We start from the raw sequence: 14,949 nt of genomic DNA, 5'->3' as shown, positions 1-14,949 counted from the left end.
GGTTACTTCCTCAGGAACCGGGTGACGGTGTCACGAAGCACGGCGGCCTCGTCGCGTACGGCGGACAGCCGTACGAAGTCGTCGCCGAGGAGATCGCCCTCGGCGGGTACCCCGAACATGACGGTGGGGATGCCGCGCTCGGACGGCCCTCCCGCGTCGAAAGAACCCCCGTAGACGCTGTGCCGGGACTCGCCGAGGCGCTCCCGGATCGCGGCGTCGAGCGGCCCCAGCACCTCGCGGTGCTCGGGCGGCAGATAGGCCGGCAACATCGTGACTCCAGGCCTGACCCCGCAGCCTTCCAGCCCCTCCAGCGCCGCGGCGATCTCCTCGGCGGCCTTCGCCGGATCGGTGCCCGGCAGCAGACGCCGGTCCACAATGATCCGCGCCGACGAGGGGAGCGTGTGCGGCGCCAGCGGCTCGTAGCTGACCAGGTACGGCACGACCTGCTCGCGGCCGAGCTCGGGATGCTCGGCGCGGGCCCGTACGACCGCGTCGAGCTCGCGAAGCCTGACGACCACGTCCGCGACGACGTCGATGACCCTGCCCCCGTCCGGCGGGTTCGACGAGTGCGCGGCGGTGCCCTGGACGTCGACGATCACGTCCACCCGGCCCCGGTTGCCGACCGACACCTCGAACCCGGTGCAGAAGAGCTGGATCACCAGGTCAGGGCGGTGCGGGAGGGCGTCGAGGATGGCGCGGGAGCAGTCGTGGCTGCTGCGGCCCTCGTTGTTGACGCACAGCAGCAGCGTGCCGTGCAGCTCGACCCGCTCCGAGGCGATCCACCGGGCCAGGTCCAGCAGGCACGCCTGGTGCGCCTTGTTCTGCGAGACGCCCTGGCCGAACAGGCACGGCTCGTCCACGCCCAGCTCGACGGGCGTGCGGATGCGGCCGGACCAGGGATCGGGCATGAGGTTGTGGTGCTGGGTCGGCGTGTAGGCCATGAGCGCCAGCGTGGGGCCGTCGCCGTCGCCGAACCGCACCGCGAACTGATTGGCCGGCAGGTCGATGACGTCCGTCGCGCCCGTCGCCAGGAACGCCGGGCGCAGGTGATCCTCGACGTAGCGCACGAGCGTCGGGTGGTCGGGGGCGATGAGCGTCTCCGCGCCCAGAGGCACGGCGGAGGGGACGCGGGCCAGGGCGGCCAGCACGTCCACGACGTACTCGCCGGTCACGAGAGCTCTCGCAGACGCGGGAGCACGTGGCCGCCGAAGCTCTCGATCAGCTCGCTCGGCAGCGTGTAGTTGCCGACGTGCCGCAGATAGAAGCCGGTCACGCCCAGCTCGACCGCCCGCCTCGCGCGCTCCACGATGTCGTCCACGGTGCCGAACAGGCAGAACGTCCGTGCGAACCGGACCGCCATCTCGTCGGTGACCCACTTGCTGGCGTGCCGGATGGCCAGTTCCCAGTCCTCGGCGTGCACCATGTCCGGATAGACCTCGGGCACGTGCGGCGGCGGCGCCAGCTCGATGCCGGCGATGCGCAGGAAGTCCTGCCCGCCGATGGTGGCCATGTGCAGGCAGATCGGCTTGAGCACGGCCGCGTCGCGTTCCAGGTCGTCGGTGACCTTGCAGAACGCGCCGGCCGTGAACTCGAAGGGCCGCTCCGACCCGTCCAGGCCCTTGCGCACGGCCTTCGTCGTCTGGTCGAGCGTCTCGGGCGAGATGCCCGCCAGCGTGACCACGCCGTCGGCGATCTCGCCGGCCAGTTCCAGCGTGCGCGGGCCGCTCGCGGCGATGTGCACGGGCACCGGGCCGCCGGCGTCGCGCAGGCGCAGCCGCCGCTCGCCGTACTCCCACTCCCCGCCGCCCAGCAGCGCGCGGATCTGCTCGATGGCCGCCTGGAGCTCGGCCCGCTTCGACGGGCGGATGCCCATGGGCTTCACCGAGCTGTCGCCGGTGCCCACGCCCAGGATGACGCGGCCCGGCGCCAGCTCCGCCACCGTGTTGATGCCCGAGGCCACCACGGTCGGGTGCCGGGTGACGACGTTCGTCACTGCGGTGGCCAGCCCGATGCGCTCGGTCCTGGTGGCGGCCACGGCCATGGCCGCGTACACGTCGCGCCACAGCAGTTGCGAGTCGGCGATCCAGGCGACGTCGAACCCGTAGCGCTCGGCGCGCCGCACCTCCTCGGCGATCTGGTCCGCCCGGGTGGCCGGGGGGAAGCGGACACCTACCTTGATCAACGACATCACCCTCCTCCGCGTTAGTCCGGCAACGTAGTCTGCTGTCTGACATCAGTCAACGGGTGTGGCAGAATATCCCGGTGAGCTCCGAGCAGACACGTGTCCCCGTTCGGTACGAGCCGCTCGCTCGCACCCCCTTGCCCGACGTCATCGCCGAGCAGTTGCTGGCCGAGATCGACTCCGGCGCCCTGCGACCGGGCGACCGGCTGCCTTCCGAGCCCGAGCTGGCCCGCCAGCTCCAGGTCGGCCGCAGCTCGCTGCGCGAGGCCATCCGCAAGCTGCACACGCTGGGCGTGGTCGAGGTCGTCCGGGGGCGCGGCACGTACGTCCGGCACCGCACGGAGCCGGAGCCGACCCCGCAGTTCGTCCATTGGAGCGCCACCCAGGGGCCGGCCATCGCCGAGGTGCTGGAGGTCCGGATCGGGCTGGAGCTGGCCGCGTCCGGGCTGGCCTGCGTGCGCGCCACCCAGACAGACATCGACGAGGTGGCGGCGCGCTGCCGCGAGCACGAGGCCGCACGACGCAAGGGCGATCTGGCCGTACTGGTGCGCACCGACGAGCAGGTCCACGAGAGCCTGATCCGGGCGGCGCACAACGACCTGCTGCTCCAGGTCTACCTGGCGCTGGTGCCGCAGATGGCCGAGTTCCGCGCGCACACGCTGGCCCTCCAGCACGCCGACGAGCGCTTCGACCCGCACCACCAGGCCATGCTGGCCGCGCTGGTCAAACGGGACGCGGCGGGAGTGCGCAAGGCCGTGGTGCAACACGTGGCGGCGCTCTACGGCGAGGTCAAGGCGGCGGGCACCGTGGAGACCGGCCGGCGGTCGGCTGGTCAGATGCTCGACTTCGCCACGATCCTGGCCAACTTCACCTGAAGGACCGCTTGCCTGGGCCGGAGACCACCGGCACGACGTCCATCGCCCCTCGTCCACCAGGCGGAGGGCGAATGCCTGCCCGCCGACGGTGCGCTCCCCCGCCAGTTCCCTCCGTGCCGAGATCGATGCGCACGGGACCGGCGTCGGCCCCGTGCCTGCGGAAGGTGCTGGATCCTAGCTGCCGGCGTACCCTTGTCGTGCAGAGGTGGGCCCGTAAACGTGCAGAGTGATGGGTCTCGGCGGGAATGCGTGGGTGATCCGCACGTCATGAGCGCTGACGATGCGCAAGAGCGGGTCCAGGCGGTGGTCGATGGCCTGGCGGCCGGCGGTGCCGAGGTCGGGTTGCAGGTCGCGGTGGTGGAGCACGGCCGTGTGGTGGCGGAGGCGGCCGGTGGTCTGGCCGATGCCGGCCGAGGGCTGGCGGTGGCCTCCGACACGCTGTTCTACGCCGCCTCCACGGCCAAGGGTGTGGCCTCGGCGGTGGCTCATGTGCTCGTGGAGCGGGGAGAGCTTGGCTATGACATGCGGGCGGTGGAGGTTTGGCCGGAGTTCGGTGCTCACGGCAAGGACCGGGTGACGCTCCGCCACGTACTGCTGCACACCGCGGGTGTCCCTGCCCCGCCGTATGACACCACGGTCGAGGAGTTGTGCGACTGGGACCACATGTGTGCGGTGCTGGCCGAGGCGAAGCCCTGGTGGGAGCCTGGCACGCGCTTCGGTTACGACGCACAGACGTTCGGCTTCCTGCTCAGCGAGATCGTGCGGCGGGCGACGGGGCGAACCCTGTCGTGGTGGCTTCGGGAGGCTGTCACCCGTCCGCTCGGCGGCTTACGCCGACATCGACTCCGGCGTGGCCGTGGCGGTGATGCGCAACCGCTTCACCGCCGACCTGTCGGCGGTGTCGCAGATCGACCGCACCGTCCGCGACGTCCTCCCTTTCGTCCCCGATCGGAGCGATCATGGTGGATCCGGCGGCCAGGCTCGACGAAGCCCTCCACACGTCCCCGCCCGCGCCCCCCTCGAACGACTCGCCACCGCATGGGCGGCGCTCACCGGCGACAACGTGAGCCGGCTCTTTGCCTCGGGAACTCGAGCAGCAACCGCGCGATGTCCTGCCGCCGAAGGTGGCCGAGTCGAACGAGGTGTCGCCGTGGAAGGCGGCCCCTCTGAACAACCCCTGATCCAGCCGGTCACCAATGCCCCGGGCATGCCCACGGCCGAGGCGGTCGAGCGGTTCGACAGCTGGTTAAAAGCCTTTGAGACACCGTGGCGCGCTGGCTAATCTGCCGTCCGTGATCTCACTCTCGCGCCACCGGCTGACCCCTCCCGAAACCGGCCCGGCGCTGCGCGCGCTGTGCGAGTGGACGCCAGTCGATGCCCCGGGCGGCGGCCTCCATCCCGGAGACGTGGGGTGGCATCTGCGGTCCGACGACGCGGCCGTTTTTCTTTGGATGGAGGATGTGGTTCCGGTGGCAGCCGGCTTCCTCGACAGCCGCGTGCTGCGCGTGACCGCCGCGCCCGGCGCCGATCTCGGGGCGCTCGCGGCCGATGCCGAGGAGCTGCTCGAGCCGGGCAACGATTGGTCCGACGGTCTGCCTGTGCCCGGGTGGGAGCTCGAGCAGGAGGAGTCTTGGCTCGTCATGTCGTGGACCCCGCGGCCGGTGTCGAGCCGCGCCGAGCCGGTCGGTGAGGCCGGTGCGGCCGACCGGGTGCTCGTGCAGCGGTCCGCCTTCGCGGGATCCACGTTCACCGTCGAGCGCTGGCGCACGATGAAGCGGTCGCCGGCGGGCGGGCTGGCCGTGGAGGCGCTCGTACGCACGCCCGCGGGGGAGCCCGCAGCCGCCGCGACCGGATGGTTCGCGGGCGTGGGAAGGTGCGGGCTGCTCGAGCCGGTCGGCACCCATCCGGACCATCGCGGGCACGGCTATGGGCGCGATGTCGTGCTCGGCGCGTGCGCGGCTCTCGCTGATCGGGGTGCGAGCGCGGTCGCCGTCGTGACACCGTCCAGAAACGACGCCGCGGTGGCGCTCTATCGATCGGCCGGGTTCACCGTCGTGCGTGAGAATCGCGATTGGGTCCGCGCTCGACGCGCTTGAACAGCGCGCCCACCTCGCCCGGGTTGAGCCTGCGGTGCCGGCCCACGCGCAGGTCGCCCAGCTTGATCGGGCCGATGGACGTCGAGAGATCCCCGAAGAGATGTTGCAAGAGGATGTCGAGAACGGCCTGGCAGCTCCGTCTCAGGGGCGGATGCGGCCACCGTGGCCGTACGACACCAAGGAGACCCAGCATGGCGATTCAGCGGATGGACAACGTTCTCATCGTTGTCGACGACCTTGACGCTGTTATTGCGTTCTTCGTCGAACTTGGCATGGAGCTGGAGGGCAAGGGGCCGATCGAGGGACGTTGGGTCGAGCGTGTCATCGGGATCGACGACGTCCGGCAGGACGTCGCAATGCTGCGGACCCCGGACGGCCACGGCCGAATCGAGCTGGCGATGTTCCACTCGCCGAAGGCGATCAGCGCCGAGCCGAAGGACGCACCGGCGAACACGCTGGGCATTCGTCGCATCATGTTCGCCGTCGACGACATCGAGGACGTCGTCGCCCGCCTGCGCACCCACGGCGCGGAACTCGTCGGCGAGCTGGCGCAGTACGAGGACAGCTATCGGCTCTGCTACGTCCGCGGCCCCGAGGGCATCGTCGTCGGGCTGGCCGAACAGCTCAGCTGAGGGCTGCCGAAGGGACCCTGCACGACGGGACGATCCCCGCGGGTGCGGGGCCGATACTTGTTGAGATGGGGTTTTGTCGGCGGATGCGGGCGGAGAGGATTGGTCCGTCGAAGTCGATGGGGTACCAGCGATCTTTGCCTGCGGTGCGGGTGGCCCAGCCTTGTTCGTTGGTGGCGGGTTCGACGAGTATGACTGGGCCGTCGCCGATGGGGTGTTCCCGGGTTCCAGGTGCCCTCATCCTTAACCCAATCGTCGGCCCCGCGCCTACGGGGGCGTTCCCCTTGAGTTTCTACGCCCTGCTGCCCGGCCCTGATAACCGACGAGGTTTCCCGCGATCAACAGAATAATATTCTGTGGGGCTAGGTGTCGCGCAGGCCCGCGAACAGGTCCTCCTCGTGGTCGGGCGCGTCCACCTTGCACAGCTTCCGTTCGAACGCCTCGTGCGAGAACGCCTGCTGCTGCGCCTCCTCGGACATGCGGAGCATGAAGATGTTCTCCCCCTGGCTTTCGTGCGCCTGGAGCGCCTTGACCTTGCGCTCGACGAAAGGCGCGACGTCGACGATGCTGGTGACCCGCTCGTCAGGCGTGCCGAAGTCGTCGGACGGCTCGAAGCCGCCGAGGTCGACCCCGCTGTCGCGCATCATCTCGAACATCTGCTTGATGGCCGAACGAGGAATGGCCGTGTAGTAGAGCTTGTCGGGAATGCCGGTCGACTCCGTGGCCGCCACCGTGATGCGGTGGGTCTGGACGTGGTCGGGGTGGCCGTAACCGCCGCCGCCCGTCTCGTCGTACGTCACCACGACCTGGGGCCGGTAGTGCTCCATCAGCGCGGCCAGCTTGGCGGCGGCCGTCTCGACGGGCACGTTGGCGAAGGCGTCGGGGTGGGCGTTGGCGTCCCAGCCGTCCATGCCGGAGTCGCGGTAGCCGAGCAGCTCCAGGTGGTCGATGCCCAGGTGGGCCACGGACTCGCGCAGCTCGGCCAGCCGCCGCTCGGCCACCGCCGCGTCATCGTGACCGGCCTCGCCCGGCTTCACGCCGTCCTGGCCGTCGCCCTGCTCACCGTTGGTGCAGGTGACGAGGACCGTGCGGATGCCTTCGTCGGTGTAGCGGGCCAGGATGCCGCCGGTGCTCAGGCACTCGTCATCGGGGTGGGCGTGTACGACCATGAGGGTTAGTTGCCGATCCATGGCCCGAAACACTACTCGCAGGCTCCGACAGTTCCCGCTCCCGCCCAGCCCCTCCCACCGTCCACCCGAACGCCGGGCCGGGGCTAAACCTGGCGGGCCAGGTCGGCGGCGCGCAGGCGGGCGGCCGCCGCGGCGCCCCGGTCGCCCAGCGTTTCGGCGAGGGTCGCCTGCTTGAGCCAGTTGTACGGGCTGCACGGGCGGACGTTGATCCGCTCGCTCACCAGGACCCGTGCCACGTCCCGCCGCCCCGCCCGCAGGGCCGCCTCCAGCAGGGTCTTCTGTACGGCGTCCCGCTGCGCGTGGCTGCCGCCGAACTCGTTGACCCGGTGCCGGATCGGATACAGCGCATCCACCACCGCGTCGTAGTCGCCCCGGCCGAAGGCCACCAGGGAGCGGCACACCGGCAGGCCCACCCGGAGGGTCATGTCCTGGTTGGTGACGCCGGGACGCGGCTCCAGCACGTACGCCTCCCGCGTCGCGATCAGCTTCTCCGCGTCCCCGACCCGCCCGGCGCCCACGTACGACATGACCGCGTGCATGTCGTTGAACGCGTAGAACGGCTCCCCCACCCGGACCGGCCACGCGTCGGCCAGGGCGCGCCACCGTTCGTCCTGACCGGAGCCCTCCAGGTAGAGACGCCAGAGCAGGGCGGCGGCGTCCAGCAGCTCCATGCAGGACTGCCCGTCGGCGAGCACCGAGTCGTAGATCGCCAGCGCCCGCGCCTCGTCGCCCGACTCCAGCGCGTAGAGACAGTAGTGCCACCAATTGTGGACATTGAAGAACGTGCCGGTCGACCAGTCCGGGAGCCGCGCGTCGAGGTAGCGCACGCCCTCCCCGAACCGGCCCTGCATCTCGTACGTGTGCACCACCGCGTGGATGCCCCACACGTCGCGCGGGTTCAGCTCGACCGCGCGCAGGCCGACCTCCTCCGACCTGTCGTAATGTCCCGCCTCCTCCAGGCCGAAGGCGTACATCCCCAGGACATGCCCGAAATGTCGGTCGTCTTCCCGCCAGGCGTTCAGGGCCCCGCCGATCCTGTCGCGCAGCGAGCGCGCGTCGCCGGTGAAGAAGTCGACCTGGTGACCGGCGGCCAGTGCCAGGGCGTCGCGCGGGTGCTCCACGGTGATCTCGCCCAGGAGCCGCCCGCACGTCAGCCAGTCTCCGTCGAGCAGCGCCTGCACGGCAGCCACGTGCGCGCGCTCGCGTGGCAGCAGCGACGTCTCGTCGATCCTGCGGCGGAACGCGGCGAAGCGCGCCCGCGCCGTCCGCGCGTCCTCCACCTCGGTGGTGAGCAACCCCAGGTACGCCGCCAGGACGTTGCCCATCGGGAAGCCGGGCGAGTCGGCCAGCGCCGCGTTGGTCTCGGCGTCGACCTCCACCCGGAAGTGCAGCAGTTCGTCGATCGCCCGGTCGTAGTGCCGTACTGCGGCGGCACCCGCCCCGGTCACCGCCAGGCCATGCTGGTCGTTGGTCACCGGACCAATGTACCTACTGATCCGGTGGGGAATAGGGCCAGGGACCATCGATCGCCGCGCCGGACCCCAGGCGCGGCGATCGAGCTCTCGTCGGCCCCTACGCCGACCGTCCGGTCACCACAGCCCTCCCCATGGCCGGGTCGTCGCAGAACGCTCCGTCGATCCCCAGTTCGACCAGCCTCGAGAGCCATCCCATCACGTTGCCGGTGGCCCGGGCGTAGACGGGGCTGGCCGGGTTGCCCAGCCGGTAGTCCGCCGGGAGCTGAGAGTTCTCGTTCCGTATCGTCCACACGTGCACGTCGAGCCGCCGCCGGTGAGCGTCGGCGATCAGCGTGGTGGGCTCGAGGGTCTTGCCGGAGGCGTCCTGGGGCACCACGCGCCGCGTGTCCACCCCGATCCCGTTCGCATAGGTCGCCACCTCGCGCAGCCCGTCCGGCGTCACCATGTCGTCATAGGTGCGGGTGCTCCCGGAGGCGGCCCAGTCGTACGGCGCGCCCCCGAACGTGATCAGCTGGATCAGCGGCAGCCTCGTCTTGGAGCGCAGCTCGCGCAGGTTCGCGGTCTCGAAGGACTGGATGTACGCCTTGCGCACGTGGTAGCGGTTCAGCACGTCCAGCAGCGGCTCCTCCAGCGACAGGCCGATGGAGTCGAAGTAGGTGGGGTGCTTGGTCTCGGGGTAGACGCCGACGCCGTGCTCCAGCGCGAGCTTCACGACCTCCTCGAACGTCGGGATCTCCGGCAGCCCGTCGAAGGCCGTGTTGTCCGGGCGCAGGTCCGGCACGCGTTCCTTGGCGCGCAGCGTCTTCAGCTCGGCCAGCGTGAAGTCCTCGGTGAACCAGCCGGTGACCGGCCGGCCGTCCACGGTCTTGGTGGTGCGCCGGTCGGCGAACTCCGGGTGCGCGGCCACGTCGGTCGTGCCGGAGATCTCGTTCTCGTGCCTGGCGACCAGCACGTGGTCCTTGGTGGAGACGAGGTCGGGCTCGATGTAGTCGGCGCCCATCGCGATGGCGGTCTCGTACGACAGGAGGGTGTGCTCGGGCCGGTGGGCGCTCGCGCCCCGGTGGCCGATCACGATGGGGGCGTGGCCGCGGCGGTCTGCCGTGGCGGGAGTCGTCTGGGTCAGCACAACGGCGACCGTACCGCCGGCGAGGACACCGGCAAGAATGCTCGCGAATAACCTGCGCATCGTCATGCGCGCACCGTAGACCGCCAAGGTGGACCTTGAGTTACGCATGAGCACACAGTGGAAGGCGTACGGAAACGCCCCTTTCCAACCTCCCCTCGACGCCCCCGTCACGTGGAAGATAGATGACCATGACCGATCTCAATGGGCGCGTGGCCCTGCTGACCGGCGCGTCGGGCGGCATCGGGCAGGCCATCGGACGCCGGCTCATCTCGGCTGGAGTCAGGACGGCCTTCACGTACGGCACCCGCTCCGGACACGCCGACGACCTCGTGGCGCAGGCGCGGGACGCCGGCGTGGACGCGATCGCGCTGCCCGGGGACCTGGCCGATCCCCAGGTGCCGGCCGCCCTGCTCCGCGCCGCGGCCGAGGCGCTCGGCCCCGTCGACGTGCTGATCTCCAACGCCGGCTACGCCATCCAGCAGGACTACACCGCGGTGGACGCGGTGACGTGGGACCGCACGATAGCCGTCAACCTGCGGGCCCCTTTCCTGCTGGCGCAGCGGGCGCTGCCGGGGATGGCGCAGCGCGGGTTCGGGCGGGTGCTGTTCATGTCGTCGATCGCGGCCTTCACCGGCGGCATCGTCGGCCCCCACTACGCGGCCTCCAAGGCCGGCCTGCACGGCATGCTCCACTTCCTGGCCTCGCATGTCGCCTCGCACGGCGTGACGGTCAACGCCCTGGCGCCCGCGCTGATCCAGGACACCGCCATGCTCCCCGCGACGGCCGACCCGCACCTCCTGCCGGTCGGCAGGTTCGGGCACCCGGACGAGGTCGCCGACCTGGCTCTGGCGGTGCTGCGCAACGGCTACCTCACCAGCCAGGTCATCAGCCTCGACGGGGGCGCCTACCCCCGCTAGATCCAGCCGCGCCGCGTCGCCTCCATCGCGACCTGGAAGCGGGTCTGCGCGCCCAGCCGGCGCATCAGCTTCGTGAGGTGCCGCTGCACCGTTCGCTCGCTCCACCCCAGGGCGCGGCTGGCGGCCTTGTCGGTGGCGCCCGCGGCGAGCAGGGTCAGCAGGCGCTCCTCGTCCTCCGACAGCTCACGGCCGGGGGCGGTCATGCGTACCGGCACGCTGCGTTCCCACAGTGCCTCGAACAGGGCGACCAGCGCGTCCAGCAGCGGTGACGGGTGGATCAGGTACGAGGCCGTGACCACGCTGTCGTCCGCCCGCAGCAGCGGGAGCATGGCCAGGCGGTCGTCCGAGATGGCCAGCTTCATCGGCAGGTTCGCGTGGATCCTGGCCTGCTCCCCGTGCTGCACCCCCGCCGTGACGTCCTCCAGCCAGCCCGGCAGGTCCAGCACGCTGGTGTCGTAGATGACGCGATATTTCACGCCTTGGCGGAGCAGGTGGAGTTCGATGGGGTTGGACTCGGTGTGCTCCTGCGGGGCGGCGTACGGCGGGCGGTCGAAGCCGCGCATCTGCGCCCGCGTGTCCTGCTGCATCTGCGCCCACCTGTGGTTGACCTCGTCGCGGCCCGAGACGACCTCGATCAGCTCGCCGGGATGGGCGAAGCGGGTGCCGGCGCGGTAGACGTCCATCAGGGCGCGGACGTGTGTGCGCACGCCGTCCAACTCGCGTTCGCGCTCACGCAGGATGGCCTCGAGGCTGCTGTCCGGCGAGACAGCGACGTAGCGGGTGGGACGGCCGGTCGAGCGGGTGGCCAGGCCGAGCTCGACCAGTGACTGCAGGGTGCGCCGGGCCGCCGTGGCAGGCAGGTGGCAGTCCTGTGTGATCTCCGCCACCGTCGCCTGCGTCCGGCGGACCAGGGCGTTGTAAACCTCCTCGTCCTGGTGGCCCAATCCGATCGCTTCCAGCATCCCGCCCCCTTCGCCGTGTGTCGGGTTTATGTCACATGACCGAAACTCGCCATCAACCGATCTTGTCAGGAAACGGCGAAGGATGTCAGCGTTCCTGTGATTTATGTGAACTAAGGAGCGTTATGCCGCCTTCCTCTCCCCGATCCGCCAAGCGACGCCTGCTCGCCGTCTTCTTACCGGCCGTACTCCTCCTCGGAACCCTCGTGGCGGGTCCGGCGGCGGCCGAGACCGTGGCGGAGCCGGGGCCCAAGGTGGATCCCAAGCTCGTCACGCAGCTCAAGAGCGGCCGTGTCGAGGCGGCGGTCGTGCTCCGCACACCGCAGGACCTGCCCGCGCTGAAGTCCCGCGCCGAGGCGCGGACCGCACTGGCCGAGAGCGCCGAGTCCGTGCAGGACCCCGTGGTCCAGCTGGTCAAGCAGCGCGGCGACCAGGTGCTCAACACGTTCTGGCTGAAGAACATGGTCCTGGTACGTGTCGCGCCCGGCACCCTGAGCGCCCTGGCCGGCCTGGACACGGTCGAACGGATCATCCCCAACTTCACGCTCGAGGCCCCCGAGCCCGAACAGCAGCCCGCGGCGGACGGCAAGGCCTGGGGCATCGCCAAGATCGGCGCGGACAAGGCGCAGAGCGCCGGGATCACCGGCAAGGGCGTGCGCGTGGCCGTGCTCGACACCGGCATCGACGCCACACACCCCGACCTCGCGAACAAGCTGGCCACCGACGACCCCTCGGATCCCCAGCACCCGGGCGGCTGGATCGAGTTCGACCGGGACGGCAAGCCGGTGGCCTCGGAGCCGCACGACAGCAGCTACCACGGCACGCACGTGGCGGGCACGATCGCGGGCGGGAACGCGTCCGGCACGCAGATCGGGGTCGCGCCCGGCGCCGAGCTGATGGCCGGCCTGATCATCCCCGGCGGCAGCGGCACGCTGGCCCAGGTGATCGCCGGCATGCAGTGGGCACTGGCCCCGTTCAAGGCCGACGGCAGCCCCGCGGGCCGGCCGGCCGACGTGGTGAGCATGTCGCTGGGCTCGGAGGGTTACGCCGACGAGCTGATCGAGCCCGCCAGGAACATCTACTTCGCCGGCGCGTTCCCCGCCTTCGCCATCGGAAACGACTGCGCGCCCGGCCAGTCGGCCAGCCCGGGCAACGTGTTCGAGGCCGTGGCCGTGGGCGCGACCGACGCCGACGACGCCGTGCCGGACTTCTCATGCGGCGGCGTGGTCAAGCGGAGCGACTGGTTCGACGCGCCACCCGAGTGGCCTGACTCGTACGTCGTGCCGGACGTGTCCGCCCCCGGCGTGGACGTGCTGTCGGCATGGCCGGGCGGCGGCTACCGCACGCTGAGCGGCACCTCGATGGCCACCCCGCACGTGGCGGGCACAGTCGCGCTCCTGCTGCAGGCCCGCCCGGACCTGAGTGTCGACGCCGCGCTGGAGATCCTGCGGGGCACGTCGGTCTCCGACGACCGGTACGGGGCACGCCCGAACCCCCGCTACGGCAGTGGCCGGATCGACGCCTACGCCGCCGTCACGGAGGCGGGGCTGAAGAGCGGCGTCCGCGGCGTCGTCACCGACGAGCGCACCCGCAGGCCGCTGGCCGGCGTCAAGGTCGCCAGACAGGACGGCCGCAGCGTCGAGACCGGCGCGGACGGCCGTTTCGAGCTCCGGCTTCCCGCGGGACGGCACGAGCTGACGCTGTCCAGGTTCGGGTACGAGACGACGCGCGAGACCGTCCAGGTCAGGGCCGACCAGATCTCCGAGCTGCCCGTGCGGCTGGAGCGGACCCGCTGGGGCACGATCTCGGGGCGGGTGGTGTACGGCCCGACTGGATCGACGGTGCCCGGCGCCGCGGTCACGGTGCTCGGCGTGCCGGACGTCCTGACGGCGACGACCGGCAGGAACGGCCGGTACACGATCAAGGACGTCCCGTACGGCGACTACGAGATAGCCGCCAACGCCCCGGGAGTGTCCAGGTCCGACCCGGTGAAAGCCAACGTGGGCACCGGACACGCCGACGTGACGCTGCCCCGGCCGCCGGACACCGAGCGGGTCTCCCTGGGCACCGACGGGCGGCAGGGCAACCACGAGGCCTGGTGGCCGGAGCTGAGCGGCGACGGCGGCGTGGTGGTGTTCGCGAGCCCCGCGTCCAACCTCGACGGCGAGGACACCAACGGCGAGCTGGACATCTTCGCCACCGACCTGCGTACCCGCGCCACCCAGCGCGTGTCGGTGCCGTCCGGCGGCGGGCTGGCGGACGCGTTCTCGGTGTCGCCGACGGTCAGCGGGGACGGGCGTCTCGTCGGGTTCAACAGCGGGGCGACCAACCTCGTGCCGGGCGACACGAACGGCCAGACGGACGCGTTCGTCCACGACCGGCAGACGGGGACGACGGAGCGGATCTCGGTGTCGTCCGAGGGCGTCCAGGGTGACGGGCTGTCGGGTTCGCCGCAGTTCAGCGCCGACGGGCGGTTCGCCGTGTTCATCAGCGACGCCACCAATCTCGTCCCCGGGGACACCAACGGGCGCAGCGACATCTTCCTCCGCGACCGGCAGACGGGCACGACCCAGCGCATCTCCGTCGCGCAGGACGGCTCCCAGGTGGACGGGAACTCCCGCGAGCCCACGATCAGCGCCGACGGCCGTTTCGTCGCGTTCCAGAGCGACGCGGCCACACTGGTGGAGGGCGACGGCAACGGGCACATCGACGTGTTCGTCCGCGACCGGGAGGCCGGGACCGTGAAGCGGGTCACCGGGCCGTACCCGGACACCGAGACCACCGGGCCCGTGATCAGCGCCGACGGGCGGGCGATCGTGTTCACCAACGGCGTGGGGCTCGGGCAGTTGTACGTACAGGTGCTGGCCACGGGCGAGTCCAAGCTGGTCTCGGCGGCAGCGGACGGCAGCCCGGCCAAGGGCATGTCGTTCGCCCCTGCGCCCAGCGCCGACGGGCGGCTGGTCGCCTTCTACAGCGACTCGGCCGACATCGTCGGCGGCGACGCCAACGGGCGGAACGACGTGTTCGTGCGGGACGTCGCGGCCGGCACGACCGAGCGGATCTCCACGGCTCCCAAGGGAGCGGAAGGGGACGGCTGGTCGGACCTGCCGTCGATCAGCGACGACGGGCGGTTCGTGGCGTTCGAGAGCACCTCGGCCAACCTTGTCGAGGGCGACACGAACCGGCGCTCCGACGTGTTCCTGCACGACCGGGTGGCCGGGCCGAAGGCGCTGTTCGCGCTGAGCGACCTGGAGGTGACGCCTTCGGTCTCGCGTTCCGGGCGCGTGGAGGTCTCGGCGCGGGTGAAGAACGTGGGCGAGCCGGCGGGTGCGTACGAGGCCGTGCTCCGCGTGAACGGTCAGGTGGAGCAGCGGAAGAGCGTGGAGCTGCGGGCCGGACGGGACGCGAAGGTCTCCTTCGACGTGCGTCGCGGTGAGCCCGGCGCGTACACCGTCGAGCTCGGGCCGCTGACGGGCACGTTCGCCGTCAAACGCTGAGGA

Annotated in this window: 13 protein-coding genes and 1 pseudogene; 7 read left to right on the top strand and 7 right to left on the bottom strand. The window is 71.0% G+C overall.

Features of this window, described 5'->3' with window-relative positions; translation table 11 throughout:
• Positions 1-2 precede the first annotated feature (2 nt).
• Positions 3-1,172, bottom strand: a complete 1,170-nt coding sequence (locus tag ACQPWU_RS22705; RefSeq protein WP_433443181.1) for a peptidase dimerization domain-containing protein — start codon at positions 1,170-1,172, stop codon at positions 3-5.
• Positions 1,169-2,188, bottom strand: coding sequence for an LLM class flavin-dependent oxidoreductase (locus ACQPWU_RS22700; protein WP_433443179.1), 1,020 nt, complete (start codon positions 2,186-2,188; stop codon positions 1,169-1,171). Before ACQPWU_RS22700 ends, ACQPWU_RS22705 begins: the two co-directional genes overlap by 4 nt.
• Positions 2,189-2,262: 74 nt before the next feature.
• Here ACQPWU_RS22700 and ACQPWU_RS22695 point away from each other — a divergent pair, with 74 nt between their 5' ends.
• The 5 genes and pseudogenes from ACQPWU_RS22695 to ACQPWU_RS22675 all read left to right on the top strand — a co-directional run bounded on the left by ACQPWU_RS22695 (position 2,263) and on the right by ACQPWU_RS22675 (position 5,785).
• A complete protein-coding gene (locus ACQPWU_RS22695; RefSeq protein WP_433443177.1) occupies positions 2,263-3,057 on the top strand; it encodes a FadR/GntR family transcriptional regulator in 795 nt (264 codons plus the stop codon).
• Positions 3,058-3,324: 267 nt separating this feature from the next.
• Positions 3,325-3,861 (top strand): annotated as a pseudogene (locus tag ACQPWU_RS22690) (serine hydrolase domain-containing protein); the annotation flags it as partial.
• 46 nt (positions 3,862-3,907) lie between these two features.
• Entirely contained in the window at positions 3,908-4,339 is a 432-nt protein-coding gene (locus ACQPWU_RS22685; RefSeq protein ID WP_433445612.1) for a hypothetical protein, read from the top strand.
• A gap of 10 nt (positions 4,340-4,349) precedes the next feature.
• Positions 4,350-5,153: a GNAT family N-acetyltransferase gene (locus ACQPWU_RS22680; protein ID WP_433443174.1), complete on the top strand. Its 804-nt coding sequence runs from the start codon at positions 4,350-4,352 to the stop codon at positions 5,151-5,153.
• 206 nt (positions 5,154-5,359) lie between these two features.
• The gene (locus tag ACQPWU_RS22675) at positions 5,360-5,785 is read left to right on the top strand and encodes a VOC family protein (RefSeq protein ID WP_433445268.1); all 426 of its coding nucleotides are present in this window, start codon (positions 5,360-5,362) and stop codon (positions 5,783-5,785) included.
• Here ACQPWU_RS22675 and ACQPWU_RS22670 read toward each other — a convergent pair.
• The 4 genes from ACQPWU_RS22670 to ACQPWU_RS22655 all read right to left on the bottom strand — a co-directional run bounded on the left by ACQPWU_RS22670 (position 5,778) and on the right by ACQPWU_RS22655 (position 9,639).
• A complete protein-coding gene (locus ACQPWU_RS22670) occupies positions 5,778-6,023 on the bottom strand; it encodes a type I-E CRISPR-associated endoribonuclease Cas2 (RefSeq protein WP_433443172.1) in 246 nt (81 codons plus the stop codon). The genes ACQPWU_RS22675 and ACQPWU_RS22670 overlap by 8 nt on opposite strands.
• Before the next feature lie 121 nt (positions 6,024-6,144).
• Entirely contained in the window at positions 6,145-6,972 is an 828-nt protein-coding gene (locus ACQPWU_RS22665; RefSeq protein ID WP_433443170.1) for a PIG-L family deacetylase, read from the bottom strand.
• 83 nt (positions 6,973-7,055) lie between these two features.
• Complete coding sequence (locus ACQPWU_RS22660) at positions 7,056-8,447, bottom strand: tetratricopeptide repeat protein (protein WP_433443168.1); 1,392 nt, start codon at positions 8,445-8,447, stop codon at positions 7,056-7,058.
• Between the two features lie 97 nt (positions 8,448-8,544).
• On the bottom strand, positions 8,545-9,639 hold the full coding sequence (locus ACQPWU_RS22655) for a glycerophosphodiester phosphodiesterase (RefSeq protein WP_433443165.1): 1,095 nt from the start codon (positions 9,637-9,639) through the stop codon (positions 8,545-8,547).
• Between the two features lie 122 nt (positions 9,640-9,761).
• Here ACQPWU_RS22655 and ACQPWU_RS22650 point away from each other — a divergent pair, with 122 nt between their 5' ends.
• Complete coding sequence (locus tag ACQPWU_RS22650; protein ID WP_433443162.1) at positions 9,762-10,490, top strand: SDR family NAD(P)-dependent oxidoreductase; 729 nt, start codon at positions 9,762-9,764, stop codon at positions 10,488-10,490.
• Here ACQPWU_RS22650 and ACQPWU_RS22645 read toward each other — a convergent pair.
• On the bottom strand, positions 10,487-11,452 hold the full coding sequence (locus tag ACQPWU_RS22645) for a helix-turn-helix transcriptional regulator (protein ID WP_433443159.1): 966 nt from the start codon (positions 11,450-11,452) through the stop codon (positions 10,487-10,489). The genes ACQPWU_RS22650 and ACQPWU_RS22645 overlap by 4 nt on opposite strands.
• Before the next feature lie 122 nt (positions 11,453-11,574).
• On the opposite strand from ACQPWU_RS22645, the gene ACQPWU_RS22640 reads away from it, so the two are divergent.
• On the top strand, positions 11,575-14,946 hold the full coding sequence (locus ACQPWU_RS22640) for a S8 family serine peptidase (protein WP_433443156.1): 3,372 nt from the start codon (positions 11,575-11,577) through the stop codon (positions 14,944-14,946).
• Positions 14,947-14,949 lie beyond the last annotated feature (3 nt).

The organism is Nonomuraea sp. CA-141351 (genome assembly GCF_050944675.1).
Classification (GTDB): Bacteria; Actinomycetota; Actinomycetes; order Streptosporangiales; family Streptosporangiaceae; genus Nonomuraea.
Note: the sequence above shows the minus strand (reverse complement) of the source record. Positions and strands in the feature narration are given on the sequence as shown.

Excerpts from the sequence above, each read along its gene's own strand:
- ACQPWU_RS22640 (WP_433443156.1), top strand. The coding sequence starts at position 11,575 with ATGCCGCCTTCCTCTCCCCGATCCGCCAAGCGACGCCTGCTCGCCGTC.
- ACQPWU_RS22650 (WP_433443162.1), top strand. The coding sequence starts at position 9,762 with ATGACCGATCTCAATGGGCGCGTGGCCCTGCTGACCGGCGCGTCGGGC.
- ACQPWU_RS22655 (WP_433443165.1), bottom strand. The coding sequence starts at position 9,639 with ATGACGATGCGCAGGTTATTCGCGAGCATTCTTGCCGGTGTCCTCGCC.
- ACQPWU_RS22675 (WP_433445268.1), top strand. The coding sequence starts at position 5,360 with ATGGACAACGTTCTCATCGTTGTCGACGACCTTGACGCTGTTATTGCG.
- ACQPWU_RS22670 (WP_433443172.1), bottom strand. The coding sequence starts at position 6,023 with ATGAGGGCACCTGGAACCCGGGAACACCCCATCGGCGACGGCCCAGTC.
- ACQPWU_RS22645 (WP_433443159.1), bottom strand. The coding sequence starts at position 11,452 with ATGCTGGAAGCGATCGGATTGGGCCACCAGGACGAGGAGGTTTACAAC.
- ACQPWU_RS22700 (WP_433443179.1), bottom strand. The coding sequence starts at position 2,188 with ATGTCGTTGATCAAGGTAGGTGTCCGCTTCCCCCCGGCCACCCGGGCG.
- ACQPWU_RS22665 (WP_433443170.1), bottom strand. The coding sequence starts at position 6,972 with ATGGATCGGCAACTAACCCTCATGGTCGTACACGCCCACCCCGATGAC.